This is a genomic window from Polynucleobacter sp. Nonnen-W13, from assembly GCF_018881735.1.
Lineage (GTDB): Bacteria > Pseudomonadota > Gammaproteobacteria > Burkholderiales > Burkholderiaceae > Polynucleobacter.
This window is the reverse complement of sequence record NZ_JACVPU010000001.1, coordinates 387738-412803: the sequence shown is the minus strand read 5'-3', so window position 1 is coordinate 412803 and position 25066 is coordinate 387738. Positions and strand designations below refer to the sequence as shown.

The window sequence follows — 25066 nt, the reverse complement described above, 5'->3', positions numbered from 1 at the left end:
AATTAGGGTGCAAACACTGTGGTTATTCACACCAACTAGCCGACGCATACCAACGATTTAAGCGTCCTTGTACACGGGCATTTTCAATGGCATTTCTAGTGGACTCAAAATCTTTGAGCGCATTCTTGCTAGGGTTGTACAACTCGCAACCCGCTCGAATTCGATCAAGCGCCTTACCAGGTCGCACATTTCGGATAATTAAGTCAATACCACCTGAGCGGGACTTTTGGCGCTCAAAGTATCCTGAATGCCAATATCTCCCCACTTCAACCTCAGTTGCGCCCAAACGAATATCTAGCAAAATACCATGATCAGAAATGTCACTCACTCTCGCTAATAATTCTTGGCCAGCCCCCAGTGAAAGTACGAAATTAAACTGTTCGTCGCTAGGTCCCAATGTCCTAAACTCTTTGCGACGCTGGATCACAATAAGATCTTGCGGAAGAGCGCAAGTTATTAAGTTGCCATCTTCATGCATCCTAAAATCACTCGACAAAAACTGCATTTTTGAGTTTTCATTGCAAGCCACAACAATCTGACTGGTGCCAATAATGCTGCTGAGCCCCTTAGGAGGCTCGGTTTCTGGCTTTAACACAAGTAATCCCTTATAAATATCAAGGACAGTTACCGCAAACTCTGAGCCAGATCCATCAATGGCATGCACCCCTGCCAAAGGGGTTTTACTAATTTCTCGAAGCATGGTTTTAGCAATAGCCGAGTGCTCGATATGAAATTGAGGATCTATTTTTTCGAGTAATTCGGGGGGGTAGGTAATAATGGGCATATGAATTAGATTTAAATTAAGGATTGCAGACTTGTTTTTGTATGATTGCCAGAGCGCTATCCTCGGGCACTGGATCGTCCGCCAAATTGAAGCCAGTCTCTGTTTGTAAAATCTTCTTACCCTGTGCATTTGATTCAGAGTATTGAATAACTGCCAAGGTAGAGAAAGTCTGATATTTACAATTAAATAGAATATTGCTTCGCACAGATCCAATGCGCTGCTTAGTGGTCTCGTCTATTGCTTGACGATTGGTAATAATCCATACTTTTTTTGACTCTGGAGGCAATGCCTTAATAGAGCTTTTGAAATAAGCAATGGAATACCCTCTCTTGTCCAAAACTGTGACCATGTCATTTTCGGCCTGAGTCATTGCATAGCTCTGCCCTAGAGAGCCTAAAAGCAAGACGGAGGTAAAAAAAAAGAGTTGGGAATGAGTCATGCTAATAAACCAAATGAATGGATTATTATACGGAGTTATGGGCTAATTGAGCTGCCCAGGAGACTTTTTCCTCTTTTTGGGGGGATTTCGGAATAATCCTAAATTAGCCCCAAATAAACATCAATTGCATGCCATTCATTACCCCTCAGACTTACCTTCTGAGGATTCCTCAATAGCAAGAGACTCCTTGTCGGTCACATTCTTGACCCAATAGCGTGCAGCCGCAATATTAGTTGTGTAAAAAGCGATTTTGTTGTTTTTTTCTATAGCGTAAAAGCGATCGCCACGTATACGGTGCTCAGTAATGACAGGATTTTCCATAATATGAAATGCTTTATATAGTCTATTGACTCCTTACTACGGTAAGTTTGCCATGTTTGCTTAGAATAATTTAGCCTAGATTGCATTAAAAGGTGCAAAAATATTCTTAACCCTTTAATTTATATAGATTTTTTATTATAAATGGTTAGAATGGATGCAATTGATTGGGCGCTACTTTTGCAATAAAACAAATAGATCACATTTAGACAGCTAATATGAGCCGAAAGCCTCTCAAAACCCTCTTATGTAATATCAAATTAGGTCAGCGACGATAGAATTTTCATTAGCGAACCACAAGAAAATATAAAAAATGGCTATTTCGCTTAATACTAGAGTTAGTCAGCAGGTCACCCTAACACCTCAACTGCAACAAACAATCCGGTTATTACAGTTATCCAATAATGAACTAGAGCAGGAATTAGCGAAGGCCGCTGAAGATAATCCCTTACTGGAATTTGAGCCAAATCCAGAAATTGAATTTAATCTTTCTCAATCTTCTGAACGGGTTGAGCAGACGCAAAACTCATGGACCTCAAGCAATAGAGCCTCTCAGGATGATGACGATGACTGGGCAGAGCGGTATGAACGCATAGCCCATCAACAAACTCTTTTAGAGTATCTCGAGGAACAAATTCATCTCCTTCATGTTGACCCACAAGAGCGGTTGATCATTACCTATCTTGCGGGCTGTCTGGACGACAGAGGTTACCTAATTGATGATCTCGAGTCAATTCATGCTGAGATCAAAAATGAGCTTGATAGTCCAGAATCAAGCACGCTTTATCTAATAGAGTCTGCACTAAAAAAACTGCAATCACTTGATCCGCCCGGCATTGGTGGACGCAATTTAGCGGAATGTCTCTCACTGCAAATTGATCGTATTTTGGAAAAACCCACCCACGATCAATCGGCATGGGAGCTAGCCAAATATATTGTCAATACCCATTTAAACAAGGTTGGCTCAAAAGATTGGCTCAAGATCAAACAGGCGAGCAACAAAACTGAAGCGGAAGTCCTCAAAGCAGTAGAGCTTATACGCAGCTTGCAACACAATCCAGGCGCTTACTTTGACCGTGAGAACGACCAATGGATTCTGCCTGATGTAGTGGTCAAATCCATGAATAACTTATGGGTTGTCGAATCAAACCCCAATGCTAGGCCACGTATTTCTCTCAATAGTGAGTACGCCAAAATACTGAAAGAGAGCGGGCAAGGAAAAGCTGATGGAGTCTTAAAACAAAAAATTCTAGAAGCAAGTTGGCTTATCAAAAATATTGCTCAGAGAGAAGATACGATCCTCAGAGTAGCAAATGAAATAGTCAAACACCAGCAAAAATTTTTTTCCATGGGTGCAATTGGAATGAAGCCACTTGTTCTTCGTGAAATAGCAGAAACTTTAGAAATGCATGAATCAACAATTTCGAGAGTGACGACACAAAAATATTTATCTTGTCCGCTAGGTATTTTTGAATTCAAATACTTTTTCAGTAGCCAATTAAATTCTGATAAAGGTGTCGCAATTTCCTCAACTGCAATTCAGGAACTAATTAAGCGAATTATCCAAGAAGAATCAGCGATAAAGCCTATCTCTGATAGCAGAATTGCTAAGTTACTGGGTGATCAAGGCTATGAAATTGCTAGGCGAACGGTAGCCAAATATCGAGAAGGGATGCGTATTCCAGCAGTGCACCTTCGAAAAAAATAAACCCTTAAGAATAAAACTCAACGAAATTCTTCCCAGCATTTTTAGCAAGGTACATTGCTTTATCAGCCCTTTCAACTAAATCCATCGAACTGAGACTCATATCATCCAGGATTGCGACACCAATACTTGCACCCAGCAGTAACTGCAATGGTTCTTTAGATCTAGGCTGAATAGGTTGCGAGATTGCTGTTAGCAAACGATTGGCTAATTGACTGACTAAATCTTTGTTAGTGATATCTTGTAATGCTAAAACAAACTCATCACCACCCCAACGACAGGCTAAATCCTGCGCGCGAATGGATGCAGAGATCCGTCTGCCGATGATTGATATCACCTCGTCTCCAGCGCCATGACCGTACTGATCATTGATTGCCTTAAAGTCATCTAAATCGACAAAGATTATTGCGGTTAAATTAGTGTGCTTAAGAGGCTTCGATAAAACATAATTGAGTTTTTCCAAGAAACTAGTCCGCTCCAATAAGCCAGTTAAATGGTCATGCCTGGTTTTGGTGTCAAACTCTTCGCCATAAATCATCAGATCCAACACTCGACGCTCAATAGCTGTTGCATTACTATCTCGATGAAAATATTTTAATAAATCATTTTGATCTACAGTTTTTACAAGCTGCTGTAGCTTAGCAACTAAGTTTGAAAAATGCTCAGCTACTTGAATTGGATCATCAGCATCCAATGCTTCGCTTACATTGGGGGCGTTGCGATTACGACCTGTTTCTTTAGTAATAGCATTGTCAACAACAATTTTTTTTTGGTCTCTGCCCATTTCAACTCTCTATATTAGGTAGCCAAACTTTACAGCAGAGGATGGGTGATCTACATACTCATCCTAAATGAATCAATATCTAACTTAATTGCAAACAATCTTCTTGATGTCTGACTCCGTGGTAGTGGATTCAATTTTCATGACGTTGGATTTATTTTTCTCAGAGTAAATTTCGTTGAGCTTTTTTGTTTTAGGATCAAAGTACATGTAAGAAATTAGATAATAGAAAGTACTGTTGTCCTTGCAATCCAGGGCACCACTTGCGCTAAATAAGTTGAAAGTTTGGCTATTTGGGGCAACTTGATTTTCATTGAAATGTGCGGAAACAGTAAACCAAACATAAGGCCCCTCGGCCTTTCCCCAGCCTGACAACAAATACAGGGTACTTTGAGTATTTTTACTCAAAATAATATCTTTATCGTTTGCCGCCTTTGGTTCAGGTTTTTGTAAATTGGACTTCAGGGATTGGGGTTCTTGCGAAGATTTAGCAGGGACGATCGTCACCCACAATGACAAGAGTAAAAAGCTTATGACAAATTTCATCACTGTACCCCAGCTTTCTTAAAGCCTTGCCACTTCTCAAAAGCTAAAGGAATAGTTTTACTATCCTCTAGCCCATAAAAAGTTAACTCCCCATTTTTTCTAAGGGCTAGATATACTTTTCCATTGGCAGGCTCAATTACAAAAGCAGCGCTAGATTCCTCGCAATCTGACTTTTTACAACCAGCCCCCAGTATTTGACTGCCTACATAGATGATGGGCATACTTTCCTCAAATGCATTTTGAAATGCTTCAATCTCTGCCCCAAGCATATAGGCAAGAATGAATTTTCCATTTGCACGCGTTGTCAATACTGAGGAAGGGCTACCAACCAATAAAGGGGCGTAAGTTGCTAAGTTTTTTCTCAAATCATCAAATTCTATTTCTTGTTCTTTGGCGAGGATTTTTGCTGTTTTTTCTTTCTCATATTCGCCCTTATATTCCCAAACTTTGAAAGAAGCGTAGGCCAAAACAAGGATGATCAATACATAAAGAATCCACTTGGTGATATTCATCACCAACTTCCTTATTTTTGCAGCGATGGATATTGGTTGTTTGGGCATAGTCCAGGCGATATCTAGTTGATCATCCTGCAAATTGAATTTGCTATTATTAGCGTAACACTATAAAGCAAATCTTTTGAGACCCCTAAAAGAAAGCTGAAAAACACAATGAAGCTCTGCAAACCCCAAGCAAATTCGACTTTTTTCTAATAATCACCTACTATGAAGCCATATTTATCAAATCAATGCCTTATTCCGCCTCAAGGTTTAAGTCAGCAGATAAGATTAGAAAATGCCGAAAATAAATTATCTCTAGTGTTGAGCAAATATGAGTAATCTAGATGAATCTGCTGTTAATGAGCTAAAAGAAGTGAACAAACATCTTTCGACCATTAGTGCTCTTTTACAGCAAAAAGATCAAAAATTAGATGAGAGCTTAAACGTTATCCGAAAAGATCTTTGGAATATTAAAAATATTATTTCTGAGGAAATAGCTCACAATAAAAATCTAAAAGATGGCATTGAAAAAACTATTGAAAACACTATAGAGAAAACACTACTTAAGTCTATAGCCTATGTATTTGCTGCAGGAATCACTCTGTACATAGTGGGTAGATTTTTTCTGTAAATATTTGTAATAAGCTACTCGGATGAAAGAAATCAAACATCGTCATGACGCCTGATACAACGAATCGCCAAAAAAGCTATGCTCATATTGCAAAACTTTTAGAGTCTGCGAGTAAATCTTATGAAAATGCTGCGCTTGGTTTAGAACAAGGCGAGAGTGAGGAGCATGTTTACCAGCATATTAAAAAAGCACGCATTACTTTAGAAACAGCATTTCCAGAATTTTTCACCTCGCATAAACCGCCCCTTACTAGCAAAGTAGTGCCGGAGAAACGTGATTACTCAATCCTGAAAATAGGCTTGATTGCCGGATTAATCGTCGGAGTCTTATACACATTTGTTGTCTATGGCCCAACGGGGGATTTAAGTAAAAGCTGGAAAACTGAAGATTTTCAAAAGAACGTCGCCTATCCCAAGTGACTAGTCTCGTTCTGTTTTCCTGACATATTCAATCTTGACCGAATAATCAGTAGAGCCCATTAAGCGCTGCCAGATTGTTTCCTGCCCCATCTCTGGGTTGACTACCTGGTAGCCTATCGAATAGATACCTTGGCTGGTGAGTAGATTAGTAGAGCATATGCGCACCCCATTGCGATGTGACAATTCTGCTATGTCATTAAAAGCCAATGTGCGTGAGTCTTGAATCAAATCCTCGTGATTTCGAATCTTTTGATTTAACAATATCTGAATATATTCATCCTTACATTCAGGCAAATCCCGAGTGTAGTAGCTGTAAAAAAGCCCTCCTGAAGCTAGCAATAAAACAAAGAGTCTTAAAAGGAGGGAAGGGGTTTTCATTAGAGCAGACATCCCCTTATATCAATACTTCAAGCTTGTGAGAGCGCTTGTCGGCTGCAGATGACTGATCCAACGGCCACATTGAATTTTAATATCACTCTGCTTTAGCCAATAGAACAACATTACTTGGTATCTCCTCATTACTTAAAGAGAGATTTTTTTGCTCAGCGGCATCCGGCAATAAACACCTGAGATTACCGTTGACCTTGGCGTCTGGATGCACATTAATCTGCGCATAAGTAACGTCTCCAATCACTACAGCTCCGGGATAAATTTCAACGCGTCCTTTTGCAAATACCGAACCCTCGATTCTTCCAATAATGATCGCATGTGGGCTATAAATGTTCCCCAATAAGAATCCGGTAGATCCGATTACGGCGGTATGACCATTACCAGAGCCCTCGTCCTCAGTCTGGGAAATATCGCCAATTAAATGCCCTAACAAAAGCATGTTTCCATTATGAATAAAGTCACCCTTCATAATGGAACCAGCTCCAACTGTAGTTAAGTATGTCAGTTGAGTATCTGTATTGGGATTACTTTTTTTAGAAAATTCAAACATTTCTATACCTTAATTTTTGCTTCTTTTAGCTTATGAAAACTTTATAGCGAAACTTCCAATAATTTAATCTGCTTTGCGCCTGCGCTTGGTGAGCGAACTCTCCAGCCCTGGAAATACATTTCCACGCTATCTAAGTCCTGAGTAATCACCACAAATGGGGAGGTGCCCCGAAATGCATAAGAAGCATTTGACTCTAGATTCACAACGGTTTGTTTCCCAGAATTATCCACAACACAAATGGCTTGCTTAATAAGAGATTTAATATTTACAGTATCTCCCTTCTTAGAGGGATTGGGAGATTGATAGCTAGGTAATTGCGCTTCCTGTTTATATGGACATTGTTCACCAGGAGTGCTCAGAAGCGCTTGAGCTGGCTGAGTTTCTGGCGATTTAACCGAAGCATCAGAACCATCGGACTTTAGAGCTAAATCTTCATCAACTTTTACATCCTGGGCATCATTAGCTACTATGGCCTTTTGCGGGGGGCTTACCAGCCCAATAGCTAAATTGATGATGTTAAACCGTTCATTTAACCCATAAATAGCGCCCGTCAGTACTGAAAAACCAAACAGGATTACCATCACTCTGAGGGTTATAACACTAGCCCCGGCAGAGCTGAACTTAAAACCATGCTTTCCATCAGCATGACTCAGTGATTCATCAAGATTCAGAACCTGAGGATTTGCGGGCTCTGCGAGAGAGATGGTCTCGTTTTTTAGCGGGGGATTTTTTGGGCCTGAATCAGCTCCGACTACCTCAAGTTTTTTAGGAGCGGAAATTTCTTGTTCTTCAATTGGCGTAACTAAAGGGTCGTCAGCAGATTCTGTGGCTCTGGGATCTATCAAATAAGATGCTTCATCTAGCTCCAACACTCTACCAACTCGCTTAGCGGTGGCGATCTTTAATTCAAATGTGTAGAAAGAGCTCATGCCACCCTCTTCCAACTCCAAAATCATTTTAGTGGACAAACAACATAAATTAGCAAACTCTGCCCGGGCTAGATTTTTTTTCTCTCTAGCATCTTTTAATACTGAGCCAATAATTTCTAGTTGTGCATCGTGCTTGTGAGGCCGCATTGTTGTAACACCATTAAATTATTGCAACGCACAAATTATCTTGAAAATCCAAGACATCTCATATTCCCTGGAAAGCAAAACTACATTAAAGAGCATAGTATCAAATTATCATTAGAAAAGCCTATTAGAACGAATAATGTAAATGCTTCTTAATGCTAGAATCGCTCCAAGATTATTTGAGGGCAAAAAATGCAGTTAATTTGGATTTCTGGGTCTACTTCATCTATGAAGCAGATAAAAATTACCCGCAAAACCGTTATTAAGATTGCGCTTTTATCTTTTAGCGTATTTATTCTGATTGGCATGAGTATCCATTTTTTTGGCTTTAGGGTGGCGATTCGCTTTAATCCCGAAATGGCAAAACAAATGGGGGGGGTCATTTCCCGCAAGGAGATGGATGACTTAGAGCTCATTTATCAGCAGAAAATCCAGACATTTCAGACGCAACTCCCCATAATCGAGAGCAAGATCCTTACTCTTAAGAACTTAAAGGATCAGTTTGCGGAACTATCCATACCTACAAGCGCCAAGGATTAAGCTATATTTTAAAAATTCACTCAGCGGCATGCTCCTCTGAGGCTCCCAATTTGTTGGTATTGTTATATTATTAGCACGTACTCACTTATTCAGGAAATATGATGGCCGATAACAATCCTAGAGGATCACTTTTTGTAGGCGAAGGGGTCATTGTTAGGGGCACCTTTGAGGTACCAGAAATGGCAGTGGTTGCAGGCCTTGTAGAGGGTGAGTTGAACACTAAAGAAGTTTTGGTTGACACCTCAGGAATTGTTAACGGCAGAATCAATGCGGAAGTTGTCGAGGTTCGCGGTGAAGTTACCCAAGGCCTCAATGTCACCAATCATTTGAACGTTCGATCCAGTGCAAAAATTACTGGTCTTACACAATATGCAGAAATGAGCGTAGAAAAAGGAGCGAAGCTTAGTGGTGAGCTACGCCTGATTGATGCCCCCATACCTTCAGTCAGACAACCTCTAACTGAAGCTGATATCCATCCGAAAGATGAGATTAGCGATATCGATTAATACAGCTTATAGATAAAAGATCCCCTCTTGTAGGGATCTTTTGAGCGCCAAGAGCAGGTATTAAGCAATCATTGACTTTTAATTTTATTCCAATTTGCCTGGAAAATTGCGGTTGAATCCGTTGCCCCCTCTGGCTCTTCACTGCTTTTGGAAATCATTAAACCGTTTAACTTAGCACCATGCTCGATTCCGAGTTGTCCATAAGTAATATCTCCACGTACTTCAGCCCCTTCATGCAACTCCACGCGCTCAGTGGCATAGATATTACCCTCCACTCGTCCCGCAACTAGCACCCTAAAAGCATTAATGTCGCCTTGAACCATGCCAGTACGACCGAGAGCAATGCTCACGTTTTTTCCTTGGCGTGATTCTATATTGCCAACTACGCGACCATCAATGCGCAAACTTTCATTCGCGACAATTCGCCCATGAACCTCGGTAGCTGGCCCAACGATTGTTTCAAAGGACTCCATTGTGGGCTGTAAAAACTTAATAGACTGTGTTTTTTTGAAGACCATTCTTCATTCCTTTAACTATCCTGCAATTACGCAATAAGCTGCATACTTCGATATTCGCGCCGGACGACTATTCTATCTGTATCTAGACTATCTTTAGGGAATTTAAATACTGATCTCAGTGATTTTTTGAATATACGAGTAGAAAGTGAGCATCCACTAACTAGATTTTAGATTGGTGCGCCATTAGCAGTAACTCAGCCAAATGTTTAACCTTGCGACCAGTCTCTTGCTCAATCTGCTCTCGACAGCTAAAGCCATTAGTCAGAATGATGGTCTCTTGCTCGGCAGCCCGAATTGCTGGCAACAACACGAGCTCGCCAACCGCTTTGGATATTCCGACATGTTCTGGATTAAATCCAAATGAACCCGCCATACCGCAGCAACCGCTATCAATGTAATTTGCCTTAGCACCCAAAGCAGCCAACAGCGCTAGATCCCCCTTAGTACCAAATAATGATTTCTGATGGCAATGTGAGTGGACCAAGACATTGCAGTCTAGCGGTGGCGGAGTATAGCCGTGCTCATGCAAGAAATCTCCTAATAAATAGCTACTCGAGGCTAAAAGAGTTGTCCTTGGATCATTCGGGAAAAACTTCAGCAATTCATCCTTGAATACTGACATGCAGCCTGGTTCAAGGCCAACGACTGCGATCGGAGAATTAGGATTTTCATTAATCTCACTTCCGATAGCATCTAGAATTTTCTCAAGCTTCTGCTTGGCAAGATCCAGATAACCAAAGTCATATAAAGGACGACCGCAGCATAAAGGCGTTTTAGGCAAGGTCGCCTCAAAGCCTGCATTAGCAAGCACTTCGACTGCTGCATGAGCAACCTCTGGATGAAAATGCTCACAGAATGTGTCTACCCAAAGAATGACCTTCTTCTGACCAATGCTGACATTCTTTGATGACTTAAATTGCTTTCTAAAGGACTGGCTCGCAAACTTAGGCAGACTACGCTCTTGCGCTACGCCACCAACCCATTTAGCGAAAGTAGAGATCACAGGCGTTTGCATGACGCCATTCATAAGCCAAGAGAACTTGCTTGCCAACGGCGCCCAGTCACCAATGCGCCCCATAGTCAAGGCTTGACGAGGCCTACTATTAGTCTCGTGATAGTGGGATAAGAACTCGGCTTTATAAGAAGCCATATCAACGTGGGCTGGACAGTCACTCTTACAACCTTTACAAGAGAGGCAGGTATCTAGCGCCTCTTTAAGCTCCTTGCTTTCCCAGCCATCCTGAATGACTTCACCCTGAATCATTTCCCAAAAGAGTCGTGAACGTCCACGAGTGGAGAAACGCTCTTCTTTTGTAGCTCGATAACTTGGGCACATCGTGCCTACTTTTTCACTACGGCACTTACCCATACCAACGCACCGTTCAACCGCTCTCTGAAAGCCATTGCCCTCTTGGCTCAAGAAGTTTAGGCGCGTCTTGATATTGACGATTTTGTATTCTGGGCCCATGCGCAGATTCTCATCTACACGGTAAGGGTGCACTACTTTGCCAGGATTAAGTTTATTTTGAGGATCCCAGATACGCTTGAACTCATGCATCGCGCCCATCAACTCTTCACCAAACATGATGGGGAGAAATTCTGCTCTGGCCTGACCGTCACCATGCTCACCCGTAAGCGAACCACCAAACTCAACTACTAAGGTTGCTGCATCACGAATAAACGATCTAAATTTAGCGACGCCCTCTGCAGATCGAAAGTTAAAGGTAATGCGTGCATGAATACATCCATCACCAAAGTGTCCATAGAGTGAAGTTTCATACTCGTAAGAGTCCACTAATTTCTGGAAAGCTCGCAGATACTCGCCCAAACGTGCTGGATCAACCGCGGCATCCTCCCACCCTACCACTGGGTCAGGAGAATTTGGGTCAATGGATAAATGGGTAGCAGATGCACCATTTTCACGAATTGACCAAATACGCTTTTGTACTAATGGATCAGACTCTAACCATGTTGATGGCCGGGGACCCTTAGTTCTTGTTTTGAAATACGCCTGCGCTTTTTCAGCCTGCGCAATTGCGCCCTCAATCGTATCGTCACCGAACTCAACAACTACCCAAGCATTTCCAGCCGGCAATAAGTCAATCTCCGCCTTTGCTAAATTACGCTCTTGTAAGCCACGGATGATTTTGTAGTCTAAACCCTCGATTGCAATGGGATTAAAAGATTGATACTCGGGTACAGCATCACCTGTTACGTAAATATCCTCGAATCCCAATACCAAGACAACGCGTTTAGCAGGGCTTTTTACCAACCTCACCTTAGCGGCGAGAGTTAATGCACAGGTCCCCTCGGTCCCCACCAAAGCCTTGGCAACGTTAAATCCATTTTCCGGCAAGAGTTGATCTAAGTTATAACCAGAGACGCGACGCTTGATATTCGGGAAACGCGCACGAATGAGATCGGCATAGCGATCACGTAAGGTCAGCAAATCCTGATAGATCTGACCTTTACGCCCACCAGCAGCAATGATTTCTTGTAACTCTTGATCCGATGTTGGGCCAACCCAAAAACGTTCACCATCATAAGTCAGAATTTCTAAAGCTTCGGTATTTTCCAATGTCTTGCCGGCCATCACTGAATGGGCGCCACAAGAGTTATTGGCCACCATACCGCCTAAGGTACAACGACTATGCGTAGAAGGATCTGGCGCAAAAGTTAAACCATGCAACTCAGCAGCATCACGCAGTGAATCGCAAATGACTCCAGGCTCAACAACAGCATTACCAGCCACTGGATCTAGAGCCAGAATATGGTTGCAGTACTTCGAGATATCAAAAACCACCGCATTGTTGACCGTCTGGCCATTCATGGAGGTGCCAGCACCACGCATGAGTACCGGAGCATGATTGCGATGACAAATCTCGATACCTTTGACAAATTCTTCGGTATTTTTCGGAGTCACAACCCCAATCGGGATTTGACGGTAATTAGAAGCCTCTGATGCATAAACCGCCTGATGAGCCGTATCAAAATGAACGGAGCTTCCAAGAGCCGCTGTGAGCTCAACATTGAGCTGCTCCCACTGAGAAATACCACCCATATTCAATCCTTGTTAGATGCTTAGATGCAATGACCCCCTTTCAGGGCATTGGTCATTTTATCAACTCCCAGCAATTCATGCGTGAGCCGCTTGTTTGACAAAAGCCCCATAGCAAGCAAGAATCTTCCTCATGAATAAAGCACCCAAGGTACTAGCGTTTGATGTTTTTGGCACGGTGGTTGACTGGCATGGCTCCATAGCGGCCGAGGTCACTCGACTAGGACTACCGGTCGATCCTGATGCCTTTGCTACAGCCTGGCGGCAAGGCTACAGGCCAGCTATGGCTCGCGTACGCTCTGGCGAACTACCTTGGACCAAAATTGATGATCTCCATCATATGATCCTGATTGATGTTCTCAAGACATTTAAAGTCCACTCTTTGTCTGACACTCAAATACAGCATCTCAATCTGATTTGGCATCGGCTCAATCCCTGGCCAGAGGCTGTTGAAGGTCTGCATCAGCTCAAAAGTCAGTTCACGATCGTCACTCTCTCAAATGGCAATATGGGCTTATTAGCTGCTATGGCAAAAAATGCTGGCTTACCTTGGGACTTAATTCTTTCGGCTGAAGTGTTCCGCCATTACAAACCCGACCCCGAAACCTATTTGGGTGTAGCGGACATCTTCAATCTTTCCGCCGAAGAAGTGATGTTGGTTGCCGCACACAAGGATGACTTGGAGGCTGCTCACGCCTGTGGATTACAAACAGCCTTTATTGAGCGCCCGCTGGAGTTTGGTAAAAATCATTTACGCAATGATCTGCATGTGGAGCAATTTACTAACTACCATGCAAAAGACTTTCTGGATCTTGCGCGCCAGTTAGGCGTATCAGATCCAGGTAAGCACTAGACGTACTCAGCAACCTCTACGAGATTATTGTCTGGGTCACGTAAGTAGACCGAACGAATGGGCCCAAGAGCACCGCGCCTTGGCACAGGCCCAACATCAATAACAACAGCATGCTTGTGCAGATGCGCAATAAAGTCATCCAAGGGAATTGCTGAAATCAAACAAAAGTCTCCCGAACCAATCGTGGGAACTTTGGCCTTGGTAGGAGTATCAGTATCTTTGTCCTGAAGATTGATTTTTAACTGTCCAAAACGCAATGAATAACGTGGCTGCCCTTCTGGACCAGTAAAAAACTCACGCTCAAAACCTAACGCTTTTTCGTACCACTGAGTCGTGAGCTCAATATCAGTTACGGTCAGAACAATGTGATCAATACGATCAATGATATTTTTCAAAATACTCTCCAAGATGATTGGCAATAATTTAATAGCTTAGAAAACATCATACCGAAGAATTGAAGAGCATCCCTATACAGAAGTCTTAGAGATGAAGAAAGCCTTCGGAACCTCAGTACACCAGACAACACCGTCCCCTACCTGTCCTGTTTGGCAAATAGTCACAATACGGTCCATCAGAACTTCTGTAATCTCATCATTACAAACAATCTCAATCTTCACTTTCGCTGAGTAGTCTGTTAACTCATCTTTAATATTGAATTTACCTGTTCGACTGGGAGCACTACAGCCCTCGACCTTAGTTACAGTCATCCCTGGGAAGCCTGGGATTTCTAGTAAGGCTGTTCGGAGAGCAGCTAACTTATTTGGGCGAATAACCGCCTTCACTTCCATCATGCTTCCACCTCTTTATCTTCAAACCATCTATATAGGACCGGTAGTACTAGTAATGTTAATGCGGTTGAGGTAATCAGACCTGAGATCACCACGGCTGCTAGCGGCCGGGTTACCTCAGAGCCTGGGCCGCCAGAAAATAGCATGGGCACCAAAGCCAACATCGCAACTGAAGCAGTCATCATGACTGGCCTAAAGCGATGACCACAACCATGCAATAGCGCATCTTCCATGGAGTAACCATCTTCACGTAATTGCTTAATGAATGAGATCAGCACCACGCCATTGAGTACCGCAATACCCCAGAGGTTAATAAAACCAACCGCAGCTGGCACAGATAGATACTCGCCGGATATAAATAAACCAAATACACCGCCAATCGAGGCAAATGGTAAGACCAAAATAATCAATCCAGCTAGGCGCAATGACTTGAAGAGCATGAAGAGCAGAAAATAGATCGCTAAGATTGTTAGCGGGATGATGATCATCAAACGCGCCATCGCCCGTTGCATATTCTCAAACTGACCGCCCCACTGCAGTGAGTAGCCTTGTGGAAGCTCTACTTGCTTGGCAATCAACTCTTGTGCTTCTTTAACAAAGCCGCCGAGATCTCGCCCATCAACGTTTACACCCACGACTAAACGCCGCTTACCAGACTCTCTAGAGATCTGCGCTGGGCCATCAACAAGCGCAATATCTGCGAGGTCGCGCAATAACACCTGAGCACCATCTGGAGAATGCAAAATAATATTGCTGATTGCATCTACGTTATCTCGGTAAGGGGCTGGGTAACGTAATAGCAATGGGAATCTTCTCTGACCCTCATACACAGTACTGGCCTGCTTACCGCCAATAGCAGTTTCAATGACATCATTTACATCAGAAACATTGATACCGTAGCGGGCAATTGCATCACGGTTAATAGTGATGTTTAAGTAATTTTGTCCGGAAGCTTGCTCTATACGCAGGTCATTACTACCCTTCATTTTGGTCAGGATCTGACTAATTTGGCCACCTAGCTTTTGCAGGGTAACTAAATCATCTCCAAAAATTTTGATTGCTACCTGTGAGCGAACTCCGGAAACCATCTCATCAACACGTGCTGCGATGGGCTGAGAAATAGAGAGTTCAATACCCGGCAAAGTTTTCAGCTTGTCACGGATTTGCTGGGCAATCTCTTCCTGGCTAAACTTGCGATCACCTATCGGCTTTAGGGTGACGATTGGATCGGATTCATTAGGCTGACCCGGATCTGCGGGAGACTCACCCTTACCTAAACGAGATACCGCCATCTTCACATCCGGAATCGTCATGATGCGTTTGATCGCCTCAAACTCTAGCTTAATAGATTCGTCTAAAGAAATATTTGGGGCACGTATGATGACTGGCGTAATCGAACCTTCTTGCATCACTGGAATAAATGCTTTGCCGAGCAAGGTAAAGCCAATGATGCTAGCAACTAATCCCATCAAAGATCTTTTAACCACCAATTTGGGATTGGCAAGACACCAATGCAACCAGCGCTCATAAGGCGTACGTAAACGCGCCACAATTTTGGTGTCATCCTCACTCCCGCCTTTAAGAACATAAGAGCACAAGACTGGTGACAAGGTAAATGAAAGAATGAGGGAGATGGTTAATGCGATGGCAATCGTAATCGCCATGGGCGCAAACATTTTTCCTTCCATGCCTTCCAAGGAAAGAAGCGGCATGAAAACCAAAATAATGATGCCCACACCAAATAACACTGGCGTACCAACCTCAGTAGCGGCCTCCAAAATAATACGAATCTTCGACTCGCCCATTTTGAGCCTTTCACCTAACTTGGCAAAGGTATTTTCTACCACCACTACAGATCCATCCACCATGATGCCGATCGCAATCGCAAGACCTCCAAGGGACATCAGGTTGGCAGAGATACCATACCGATTCATTACCAAGAAGGTTAATAGCGGCGTCAAAATTAAAGTGGCCACCACAATGAGGGAGGAGCGAACATCACCCAAGAATAAAAATAGCAGAATGACTACAAGAATGACGCCTTCAATCAATACCTTGGCGACATTAAACATCGCTGCATTGACAAGATCTGTGCGATCGTAAAACGGCACGATTTGCAGTCCGTCAGGTAATAACTTGCCCTCATTAATCTCAGCCACTTTGAGCTTGATACGATTAACTACTTCACGGGCATTTCCACCACGGATCATTTGAATGATGCCAGCAACACTTTCGGTATAGCCATTCTTAATAGCAGCGCCCTGACGCATTTCGCTACCAATAGTCACTTCAGCCACATTCCTGACGTAGACCGGAATACCCTTTACTTCCTTGAGAATAATTTTGCCGATGTCCTCAGGCTTAGTGATCAGGCCCACGCCACGGATTAGATAGCGCTCTGCATACGTAGGCAACTGCCCACCACCAGAATTTGCATTATTTCTGGCAAGTGCCTCATAGATGTCTCGAAGACCCACTTGATAGTGACGTAATCTTTCGGGGTTTACCAAGACTTGATATTCACGAGCGTATCCACCTTGCGTATTAATCTCAGCAACACCAGAAATTGAACGCAACATTGGACGAACCACCCAGTCCTGAATCGTACGACGCTCCTCAAGCTCCTCAACCGTTAATTGCCTATCGCCATCGGAGGGATGATCGAGCGTATATTGATAGATTTCTCCCAAACCTGTCGACGGCGGTGCCATTACAGGAGTGATGCCGACTGGCATTGCAGAAGCTACCTCAATCAAACGCTCAGTAACCAGCTGCCTTGCAAAGTAGAGATCGGTCTTTTCCGTAAACACTAATGTAATGACTGATAGGCCATTGCGATTGAGTGAACGCATCTCCGTTAAGCCGGGTAAGCCCGTCATACTCAACTCAACCGGCACCGTTACAAAACGCTCAACCTCTTCTGGAGATCGGCCTGGCGCCTCTGCTGCAATCTGAATCTGAACGTTAGTAACATCAGGAAATGCATCGACCGATAGTCGTTTTGTTGCCAGTAAGCCTGCAACAAACAAGACCAGTGCAATGATGACAACTAATAAACGCTGTTGTAATGAAAGGCGAACAATTTTTTCAATCATCGTGACTAACCACCGCTCAACTGTCTCTTACGTTCAGTATTTAAATGGAAGGCACCATTGATGGCAATTTCCTGGCCATCTTTCAGACCGGAGATGACTGGGCGATAACCCTTACCCTCAGGACCTAATTTGACTGTGACCATCCGATAGGTGTCCTCATCCTCACGTATAAAGACATGATCATGGTTATCTTCACGGATCACTGCACTAGATGGAACTAGTAAGCGCTCTGTAGGCTGACTCTCAATCATCATAGTTGCTAACATGCCCGGCTTAATGAGGCCATCTTTATTAGGCACTTCCATTCTGACGACTACTGTGCGTGTTTGCGGGTTGACGATCGAATCGACGTGGGCAACAACACCCTCAATTGATGCATTTCTTAAGGCCGGAATAACTAGGGTTACTTTCTGACCCTTATGAATGAGATAGGCATTACTCTCCGGAATCTCCGAGACAGCCCAAAGAGTACTTAAATCAGCAACCGTAAATAAAGCATCAGCAGGTTGAACTACCTGCCCCTTATTAATTTTGCGCTCAACAATTTCGCCTGGGATGGTTGCAATGACATTATTAATAGACTCAATCACACCTGATTTCGCCAAACGATCAATGCTGGGCTGATCCATGCCCTGAACGCGCAATTGGTCATTGGTGGCTCGAAACTCTGCCTTTGCACTGCTAGCTTCGGCCTCACGTCTTTGCAATTCTGCTAAAGCAATCACATCCTCTTTGTATAGAATTCTGGCACGATTAGCGGCTTGATCAGCCAACTGACTAGCGCTCTTTGCCTTCAAGTAAGACAGCTGAGATTGCGTCAATTCTGTAGAAGTAATCTTCGCCAAAATATCGCCCTGCTTCACACGCTGTCCCGGAATCGCCAAAATATCGGAAACACGACCCGTGACATTTGCGCCAATACGCGACAGAAATAGTTCATTGAAATCAACGCGGCCGGAAGCACGCAGCTCCTCCACAAAAGTGCCGGTGTAGATGCGCCCGTCGGTAATCATATTGCGTAAGTCCTGATTCACGATCACCACATTGGGGTCTTGGACCGATTTAATACTTGGGCTGCGATCAAATACATTGAAGTAATTCAGGATGATCAAGAATAAACAAAACCACGGAAGATAAAAAAGGCTTTTCTGTGTCCACTGAGGGCTCTTATCGTATTGCTGAGCCACCCGAGGCAAATGGGCACTAAACCACTCATGGGTCAGTACATATAGATCATGCTGGGTTTTGATAACAACAACGATCCATTCTTGAAGATAGACTTTTGCAATCGCCAAGTATTGGGTATACAAAGCCTTTAACTGATCCATCATTATTGTGAACTTTTGCTTCATTACTTTCCACTCTCAATTTTTGCAATCCACTCTGGGGTTGCTCTTAAACGCTCAATCTCCGTCAGGACAGAAGCCAAATCAAAACGCGCCTTAATCAAATCATTACGAGCAACTCTGAATGTTCTTTGTGCATCTAAATACTCGAGCATGCCACGCTCACCATAGCGATAAGAAACTTCAGCAATCCGCCTTGCACTCGAAGCTAACTGAACAACCTCTTGATCTAATATTTTTACTTGATAGCTGGTCATTTGGTAAAGCTTATAAGCAGTCTCTAATTGCTGCTCAAGACTTTGGCTCTGAGCATTGAATTGATTCTTCGCTCTAGATGCATTGGCCTGTGCCTCAGCAATCTGACCACCCTTAAAATCCCAAATAGGAATACTTACCACCAAGCCATACAGGCGATCAGTAAAGTTAGGGTCGTTATATTGCTGGGCTTTTATAGAGAGTCGAGGTAAGCGAGAGTTCTGCTCAAAACTCAGCTTTGACTCAGTTGCCTCGACTTCAGCTTTTGCCTTCTGCAACTCAGGACTTTGCGCATGAAGCTCGCTGAGTAATATCGGCAAAGGAGGTAATGGCTCTATCTTGAGGACTTGCGAAACAACCTCATAGTCAGGTGGCAAGCCATGCCCCACCACCTGCCTGAGCTGGCCTTTGGCCTGCTCAACCCTGAGCTTGCTGGATTCAGCATTAATTTGCGCATTCAGAAATTCCGTTTGCGCTCGAATCAATTCAAATCGAGCGGTATCGCCGACGTCATAACGAATTTGCATACGATCGCGAATTTGCTTTGTCAGACTTAAATCTTCTTCGGCAGCTTTTAACTCTGCATCGCGACGCATTAATTCATAGAAACGCTGCTGCACTCTTGAAATCATTTCGATTTCAAAAGCGATACGGGAGGCCTCTGCAGCGCGGACATTCGCCTCGGCAGCATTTACTCTAGGGTAGCGGGTATAAGGCATATCCAAAGGCTGAGTCACCGACCACGACGAGACATTGCCGGTGGTTAACGGCCCAGATACCGACCTCTGTTGCCCGGTATTCATTTCAAAATCGGGATTTGGAATCGCACGAGCTGAAGAGAGCTGCCCTTTAATTGCCTTGGATTGATCCCGCGCCGCCAAGACCTGAGGGCTCGACTCCAATGCAATCTCAATGAGCTCATTGAGCTTCAAGGGCTTTTGAACTTGCGCACTGACTCCGCCTATCAATAGGAAGTACGTCAGGAGTATCGGCGCGAACCTCATGGCAGTCATTACAAGACTTTGAGAAAATAAATTAGTTCTTTGATTATCTCGCTCCACCGGATCGAAAGCGGACAAAATTCCCAAAATCAGGGATTTGCGCATGATTTTTAGCAAATAAAGCAAAGATTGGGGCTGCATGTTCAAAAGATAACCATTTATAAAGATTTAAATGGTCTTGCCTTGATATTGACTCACCTCTATACTGGACCCAAGGGTCGAATTGACGATAAAAAGGACTCAGATAACTGAGCAGGCTACTCCCCACATGTTCAGTAGATATTAGATCACACTTATGGCGAATGAATTGCATTGGGAATGATTCGCTCATGTATAGACATGTTTTGAAAATCGGCCATATTGCTGACTTTTATGAAACGCCTTTTGCACCAGCTTATATATTTTCTTAAGACACATCTCAAGCGCTATGCGCTTATCCCTAGCAGTCATACTGACTTCGATTTGATGATGATCAAATGTCTCCAAGCTAACTATGCAATTTTGATTGCAAGTAGTCTTTGAAGGCGAAATTGCTGAATAGCGAATCTTAATTTTCCTCACCATCCATAAAAGTCGTTTTAAAGAAAATTTCACTCGATTTTCTGTGAAGGCTTTTAATTCTGGCTCGACTTCTTCCTTGGCTTCTAAGATCAGATTCATTGCTATCTCCTTTGTTAAATACCAGTACAGAATAGACAGATTTTATTTCCTAATAAAGATGAATTTAATTGACTTTATTTCAGTATTTAACTGAGTATTTTTAGATAAAAAAATGCCCTCAAAATGAGGGCAAAAAGAAAACAGCAGGGTAAAACTAGTCAATCACTACAGCCATCAAGGCTGTGGCTGCACCAGCACCGAGAGCTGGGATACCCCAACGCTCAAGTACGGGTAAGGAGCTGCCCGTTACTACTTCTACCGGTATATTACTGATTTCTAGCAGCTTGGCAGTAGTGGAGTTTTCAAATAAACGGCTCAGAGAGTTTTTCTTCGAAGTACCAACCACAATGCGATTACATTCCAGTCTCACAGCCTCATCACGAATGGCAGTGCCTGTGTCTCCGCAGACGTAGGTGAAGGCAAAGTTTAGGCCCTGCTTTTCGAGATAAGCGGAGGCTGATGCGGATGCCAGAGCTGCCCGCTCAGCATGCCACTCATTAATTGTTTTCTTGCTCAGAAATTTTCCGATGTGTCGATACAAGGTAGGCTGAACATTGCACAGATGAAAATATGCATTAGGATCTTGACCATAAGTATTTACAGCATGCTTTACTGCCATCTCTGAATTTTTTGAACCATCTACTGGAATCAGAATTTTATTCATGTTGCTTTCTCCAAAATGAGTGGACTGCTGTGATGAAACCATATTTGCAGACTCCGGCATAACCACCGAAGGAGCAATAACATCTTCAAGTGCACGCCTACTTCTAATAAAGCCACTAATTAATACACCCAATACAACTACCACTTGAATGAGGTATTCCAAGGCTGGACTCTGAGTAGCAAGCCAATCTTGAGAGATAGGCTCTGAAATCATCATTTTTGCAGCTGTCCAAGCAAGTACAGCAGCGCCTAAGTAAGTTACTGAAGGATAGCGCTCTACGATTTTGAGTATTTGTGTTGAGCCCCAGATAACAACTGGAATACTAATGAGCAGCCCCAATACAACGAGAACATAACTACCGTGTGATGCACCTGCAACCGCGAGTACGTTATCCAGACCCATGATGGCATCTGCAATCACAATGGTTTTCATTGCACCCCAAAAGGTTGTAGACGCATTGCCATGCTCATCATTCTCTTGCTCGGGATTAAGCAGGCGATATGCAATCCAAACTAACAATAAGCCGCCTATCAGCATCAAACCAGGGATCTTCAGTAAATAGACCACCACCAGTGTCATAGCGCTTCTCACTGCAATTGCACCTACAGCGCCCCAGATAATCGCTTTTTTCTGCAGATGTGCTGGCAGATTCCTTGCGGCCATCGCAATGACGATCGCGTTGTCACCCGCAAGCACCAAGTCAATGACAATAATTGCCAGTAATGCCGAAAAAAACTCCGGGCTAAATAGTTCCAATTTCATCTCCTCTAAAAATCATCCATGTATTCCATGGATTTCTATGGGGTTAATTTAGGCCTATTTGCTTTAAGTTAAAAGCAGATATATATTGATAGTAATTTCGTAAAAAACTGACAATTAAAATGCTCTATAACTACCGCCACCTTTACTATTTTTGGGTAGTAGCCAAAGAAGGCAGTATGTCTAGGGCCGCCGAACGTCTCCATATCGCAATTCAGACGATTAGTGCCCAAGTTCACGAATTAGAGAAATCACTCGGTTATCTCCTATTTAAGCCGGCTGGTCGCGGCATTACTCTCACTGAATCTGGATATGCAGCTCTAGAAATTGCCGATCAGATTTTTCTCCTAGGAGAGCAACTGCCTGAGGCAGTCAGAGAGGCTGCAAGCTCCCGCAAAATCAAAATTACCGTTGGCGTCTCTGATGGACTTCCCAAGCTCGTAACTCGGCAATTACTAGCACCGATTCTAGAGAAGGATGGTGTTCAACTCATTGCACACGAGGGTGAGTTTGAAGACCTCCTGGCTGATCTAGCTTTGCATCGATTAGATATCGTGCTTGCGGATAGGCCTGCTCCAGCCAACAAAAATCTACACGTCTACAGCGAAGAATTGATGAAGTCAGCAATTGCTTGGTTTGGCCCCAAGAAACTACTGAAGCAATCCAAAAAACCATTTCCAGAATGTCTTAATGAGTTACCCATCCTACTGCCTACCTCTCATTCCAAGGTTAGACACTTGATTGATCAATGGTTTTCTGAAAACGGGATCAACCCCAACATTACCGGGGAGTTTGAGGACAGTGCCCTCTTAAAAACGTTTGCGGCCAGCGGCCTTGGAGTGTTTCCAGCAGGAGAGAGCATCAGGAAAGATTTACAAGAAACCTATCACATTGAGATGATTGGTAAGTGTGAACATATTTACGAATATTTTTATGCTATTCGCTCGGAGAAGAAAATTCAGCATCCTCTTGTAGAAGCAATTATTAAACGTTAAATCATGGCAAATTTCTTAGACCCAGCAATTCTCTTTTTCTTATTTGGCGCATTTGCTGGCGCTGTTAAATCCAACCTGGAAATTCCACCACCGATTGCAAGATTTCTTTCGCTTTACCTCTTGATGGCCTTGGGTCTCAAAGGAGGATTTGCCTTACATAAATCAGGCTTTACGACAGAAATCGCGCTCTCACTTGGTCTTGCTATCTTTCTAGCCATCTTGATTCCGATCATTGGCTACCAAATCCTCAGAACCAAACTCAATACCTTTGATGCAGCAGCTGTAGCTGCAACCTATGGCTCCGTCAGTGCAGTCACATTCATTACGGCTACCCAATACTTAGATCAATTCAATATTAGTTATGGGGGCCATATGGCAGCAGCAATGGCACTCATGGAGTCCCCAGCAATCATCTTGGCAATTGTTTTGGCAAATAAAGCTAGGGCGGCGCATGCAAAACAAACCCAAACAGGACTTCAACAAACGGGTATCTCAAAAATCCTACATGAGTCATTTACTGATGGTGCGCAGCTCCTGCTGCTTGGTTCAATGGTGGTTGGCCTCGTGAGCGGTGATGCCGGCCAAAAACTCATGGCACCATTTTCGATTGATCTTTTCAAGGGAATGCTCGCATTTTTTCTACTCGATATGGGTTTAATGGCAGCTAGAAATATTAAGGGCTTGTATGGCAAGCCCCCCATTACCTTGCTCTACGCCATTGCCTCCCCGCTTTCACACGCCTTGATTGCACTAGCCTTCTGTAAGTTCATTGGCCTACCACTTGGCAATACTATTTTGCTGATGGTGCTCGCTTCAAGCGCCTCTTACATTGCCGTGCCAGCAGTTTTACGACATGCATTGCCAGAAGTTAATCCAGCCCTCTATATGGGTATGTCCCTCGGCATCACCTTCCCATTCAATATTATTTTAGGTATACCTCTTTATGCCATGATTGCAAAATTAGTAATGTAATCAGTCCATCAGTCCTACGATGAGATATTCAAATGGGTATTTATTTCAATAGAACAGCAAGCGTTTTAACAAAACATGGCAAAGAGCATGTATTGAGCTCAGTCTTACAGCCCGCCACCGGGATGGACATACAACATACTGATGCTTACGATACCGATCTACTGGGAACTTTTACTTTAGAGACACCCAGGTATGGCAGCCAGCTTGAGGCTGCAAGAAAGAAAGCCCAGATCGGCATGGAACTGATCGGCACAGATCTTGGCCTTGCAAATGAGGGGGCGTTTAATTCTGACCCATTTACTGGCATGTTGGCATGGAATAGCGAACTAGTTATCCTGATTGACTCAAAACTACAACTAGAAATTACGGGGTTTCACAGCACTCCCGCACAAAACAATCATGCCTATGTAAAACATTGGGAGGAGTTAGAAAAATTTGCGCATACTGCGCTATTTCCATCTCATCTTCTAGTGATTAAGCCAACGGATCAATACCACCCACAATCAATCAAAAATATTGGCAATATCAAGCAACTGAGGGATGCCTTTGAATGGGCTTGCGCGCACTCGTCGAAAGGGATTGTGTATGTTGAAAATGACCTCAGAGCCTTTGCCAATCCTACGCGAATGGAAAATATTCGGCTAGCAACTCTCGATCTTGCAAACAAGCTCAACTCTTTATGCCCAGCATGCCAGATACCGGGCTATTGGATCAAAGACATCCAGCGTGGCTTACCCTGCAATGCGTGTGGCATGCCCACCAATCAAGAGATCACAAAAATATGGGGATGTCTCAAATGTGAGTATCGAGATGTCAAGGGCATCAAGACGCTAACATTTGCAAACCCATCTCTCTGTAGTCACTGCAACCCATAACTGAATTCTTGGGCTTTCAAGACTCTGTATTGGTTTTTTATTTACTGT

General features: G+C 43.4%; 27 protein-coding genes and 1 pseudogene. 9 read left to right on the top strand and 19 right to left on the bottom strand.

Translation table 11 applies throughout. The features are described from left to right. Nucleotides 1-22: 22 nt before the first annotated feature. The 3 genes from ICN27_RS02225 to ICN27_RS02215 form a co-directional block, all read right to left on the bottom strand. Nucleotides 23-784: a hypothetical protein gene (locus ICN27_RS02225; RefSeq protein WP_216268813.1), complete on the bottom strand. Its 762-nt coding sequence runs from the start codon at nt 782-784 to the stop codon at nt 23-25. A 16-nt stretch (nt 785-800) separates the two neighbouring features. Next, entirely contained in the window at nt 801-1223 is a 423-nt protein-coding gene (locus tag ICN27_RS02220; protein ID WP_216268812.1) for a surface-adhesin E family protein, read from the bottom strand. A gap of 138 nt (nt 1224-1361) precedes the next feature. Further along, nucleotides 1362-1544, bottom strand: coding sequence for a hypothetical protein (locus ICN27_RS02215; RefSeq protein WP_216268811.1), 183 nt, complete (start codon nt 1542-1544; stop codon nt 1362-1364). Nucleotides 1545-1854: 310 nt separating this feature from the next. On the opposite strand from ICN27_RS02215, the gene rpoN reads away from it, so the two are divergent. Beyond that, the gene (gene rpoN, locus ICN27_RS02210; protein ID WP_215309266.1) at nt 1855-3249 is read left to right on the top strand and encodes an RNA polymerase factor sigma-54; all 1395 of its coding nucleotides are present in this window, start codon (nt 1855-1857) and stop codon (nt 3247-3249) included. A 4-nt stretch (nt 3250-3253) separates the two neighbouring features. Here the strand turns inward: rpoN and ICN27_RS02205 are convergent, their stop codons facing one another. The 3 genes from ICN27_RS02205 to ICN27_RS02195 all read right to left on the bottom strand — a co-directional run bounded on the left by ICN27_RS02205 (nt 3254) and on the right by ICN27_RS02195 (nt 5085). Beyond that, the gene (locus ICN27_RS02205; protein WP_216268810.1) at nt 3254-4030 is read right to left on the bottom strand and encodes a GGDEF domain-containing protein; all 777 of its coding nucleotides are present in this window, start codon (nt 4028-4030) and stop codon (nt 3254-3256) included. 84 nt (nt 4031-4114) lie between these two features. Next, nucleotides 4115-4576: a hypothetical protein gene (locus ICN27_RS02200; RefSeq protein ID WP_216268809.1), complete on the bottom strand. Its 462-nt coding sequence runs from the start codon at nt 4574-4576 to the stop codon at nt 4115-4117. After that, nucleotides 4573-5085 (bottom strand): hypothetical protein, encoded by a 513-nt coding sequence (locus ICN27_RS02195; RefSeq protein WP_216268808.1) that lies wholly within the window; start codon nt 5083-5085, stop codon nt 4573-4575. Before ICN27_RS02195 ends, ICN27_RS02200 begins: the two co-directional genes overlap by 4 nt. Nucleotides 5086-5401: 316 nt before the next feature. Between ICN27_RS02195 and ICN27_RS02190 the strand changes: the two genes are divergently transcribed. Beyond that, a complete protein-coding gene (locus ICN27_RS02190) occupies nt 5402-5701 on the top strand; it encodes a hypothetical protein (protein ID WP_215309259.1) in 300 nt (99 codons plus the stop codon). A gap of 44 nt (nt 5702-5745) precedes the next feature. Further along, on the top strand, nt 5746-6120 hold the full coding sequence (locus tag ICN27_RS02185) for a hypothetical protein (RefSeq protein ID WP_215309257.1): 375 nt from the start codon (nt 5746-5748) through the stop codon (nt 6118-6120). Here ICN27_RS02185 and ICN27_RS02180 read toward each other — a convergent pair whose 3' ends face one another. From ICN27_RS02180 to ICN27_RS02170, 3 genes are all read right to left on the bottom strand, one after another. Further along, a complete protein-coding gene (locus tag ICN27_RS02180; protein WP_215309256.1) occupies nt 6121-6498 on the bottom strand; it encodes a hypothetical protein in 378 nt (125 codons plus the stop codon). A 94-nt stretch (nt 6499-6592) separates the two neighbouring features. Then, the gene (locus ICN27_RS02175) at nt 6593-7060 is read right to left on the bottom strand and encodes a polymer-forming cytoskeletal protein (protein ID WP_215309254.1); all 468 of its coding nucleotides are present in this window, start codon (nt 7058-7060) and stop codon (nt 6593-6595) included. 41 nt (nt 7061-7101) lie between these two features. Beyond that, entirely contained in the window at nt 7102-8136 is a 1035-nt protein-coding gene (locus ICN27_RS02170; protein WP_215309252.1) for a RodZ family helix-turn-helix domain-containing protein, read from the bottom strand. A 189-nt stretch (nt 8137-8325) separates the two neighbouring features. On the opposite strand from ICN27_RS02170, the gene ICN27_RS02165 reads away from it, so the two are divergent. Further along, nucleotides 8326-8673, top strand: a complete 348-nt coding sequence (locus ICN27_RS02165) for a hypothetical protein (RefSeq protein ID WP_215355881.1) — start codon at nt 8326-8328, stop codon at nt 8671-8673. 98 nt (nt 8674-8771) lie between these two features. Continuing rightward, nucleotides 8772-9179 carry a polymer-forming cytoskeletal protein gene (locus ICN27_RS02160; protein WP_215355879.1) on the top strand — a complete coding sequence of 136 codons (408 nt, stop codon included), beginning with the start codon at nt 8772-8774 and terminating at the stop codon, nt 9177-9179. Between the two features lie 68 nt (nt 9180-9247). Here the strand turns inward: ICN27_RS02160 and ICN27_RS02155 are convergent, their stop codons facing one another. Further along, nucleotides 9248-9697, bottom strand: coding sequence for a polymer-forming cytoskeletal protein (locus tag ICN27_RS02155; protein ID WP_215309246.1), 450 nt, complete (start codon nt 9695-9697; stop codon nt 9248-9250). 160 nt (nt 9698-9857) lie between these two features. Continuing rightward, complete coding sequence (locus tag ICN27_RS02150) at nt 9858-12758, bottom strand: FAD-binding and (Fe-S)-binding domain-containing protein (RefSeq protein ID WP_216268807.1); 2901 nt, start codon at nt 12756-12758, stop codon at nt 9858-9860. Between the two features lie 130 nt (nt 12759-12888). Between ICN27_RS02150 and ICN27_RS02145 the strand changes: the two genes are divergently transcribed. Beyond that, nucleotides 12889-13608: a haloacid dehalogenase type II gene (locus tag ICN27_RS02145; protein ID WP_216268806.1), complete on the top strand. Its 720-nt coding sequence runs from the start codon at nt 12889-12891 to the stop codon at nt 13606-13608. Here the strand turns inward: ICN27_RS02145 and ICN27_RS02140 are convergent. The 8 genes and pseudogenes from ICN27_RS02140 to ICN27_RS10405 form a co-directional block, all read right to left on the bottom strand. Then, nucleotides 13605-14003: a VOC family protein gene (locus ICN27_RS02140; RefSeq protein WP_216268805.1), complete on the bottom strand. Its 399-nt coding sequence runs from the start codon at nt 14001-14003 to the stop codon at nt 13605-13607. The two genes, ICN27_RS02145 and ICN27_RS02140, sit on opposite strands and share 4 nt — an antisense overlap. 72 nt (nt 14004-14075) lie before the next feature. After that, on the bottom strand, nt 14076-14399 hold the full coding sequence (locus ICN27_RS02135) for a P-II family nitrogen regulator (RefSeq protein ID WP_216268804.1): 324 nt from the start codon (nt 14397-14399) through the stop codon (nt 14076-14078). Beyond that, nucleotides 14396-17491, bottom strand: coding sequence for an efflux RND transporter permease subunit (locus tag ICN27_RS02130; protein ID WP_216268803.1), 3096 nt, complete (start codon nt 17489-17491; stop codon nt 14396-14398). Before ICN27_RS02130 ends, ICN27_RS02135 begins: the two co-directional genes overlap by 4 nt. 5 nt (nt 17492-17496) lie before the next feature. Next, nucleotides 17497-18843 carry an efflux RND transporter periplasmic adaptor subunit gene (locus tag ICN27_RS02125; protein ID WP_216268802.1) on the bottom strand — a complete coding sequence of 449 codons (1347 nt, stop codon included), beginning with the start codon at nt 18841-18843 and terminating at the stop codon, nt 17497-17499. Then, nucleotides 18843-20198 (bottom strand): TolC family protein, encoded by a 1356-nt coding sequence (locus ICN27_RS02120; protein WP_216268801.1) that lies wholly within the window; start codon nt 20196-20198, stop codon nt 18843-18845. The genes ICN27_RS02125 and ICN27_RS02120 overlap by 1 nt, the downstream gene beginning before the upstream one ends. 222 nt (nt 20199-20420) lie before the next feature. Next, entirely contained in the window at nt 20421-20753 is a 333-nt protein-coding gene (locus tag ICN27_RS02115; RefSeq protein WP_216268800.1) for a hypothetical protein, read from the bottom strand. Nucleotides 20754-20907: 154 nt separating this feature from the next. After that, nucleotides 20908-21417 carry a universal stress protein gene (locus ICN27_RS10410; protein WP_255534997.1) on the bottom strand — a complete coding sequence of 170 codons (510 nt, stop codon included), beginning with the start codon at nt 21415-21417 and terminating at the stop codon, nt 20908-20910. Nucleotides 21418-21510: 93 nt separating this feature from the next. After that, nucleotides 21511-22179, bottom strand: a pseudogene (locus tag ICN27_RS10405) (TerC family protein); the annotation flags it as partial. A 119-nt stretch (nt 22180-22298) separates the two neighbouring features. On the opposite strand from ICN27_RS10405, the gene ICN27_RS02105 reads away from it, so the two are divergent. The 3 genes from ICN27_RS02105 (at nt 22299) to ICN27_RS02095 (ending at nt 25018) form a co-directional block, all read left to right on the top strand. After that, nucleotides 22299-23171: a LysR family transcriptional regulator gene (locus ICN27_RS02105; RefSeq protein ID WP_216861216.1), complete on the top strand. Its 873-nt coding sequence runs from the start codon at nt 22299-22301 to the stop codon at nt 23169-23171. Nucleotides 23172-23174: 3 nt separating this feature from the next. Beyond that, complete coding sequence (locus ICN27_RS02100; protein ID WP_216268798.1) at nt 23175-24143, top strand: sodium-dependent bicarbonate transport family permease; 969 nt, start codon at nt 23175-23177, stop codon at nt 24141-24143. A gap of 92 nt (nt 24144-24235) precedes the next feature. Then, nucleotides 24236-25018, top strand: coding sequence for a DUF6671 family protein (locus ICN27_RS02095; RefSeq protein WP_216268797.1), 783 nt, complete (start codon nt 24236-24238; stop codon nt 25016-25018). The last annotated feature ends 48 nt before the right edge of the window (nt 25019-25066 follow it).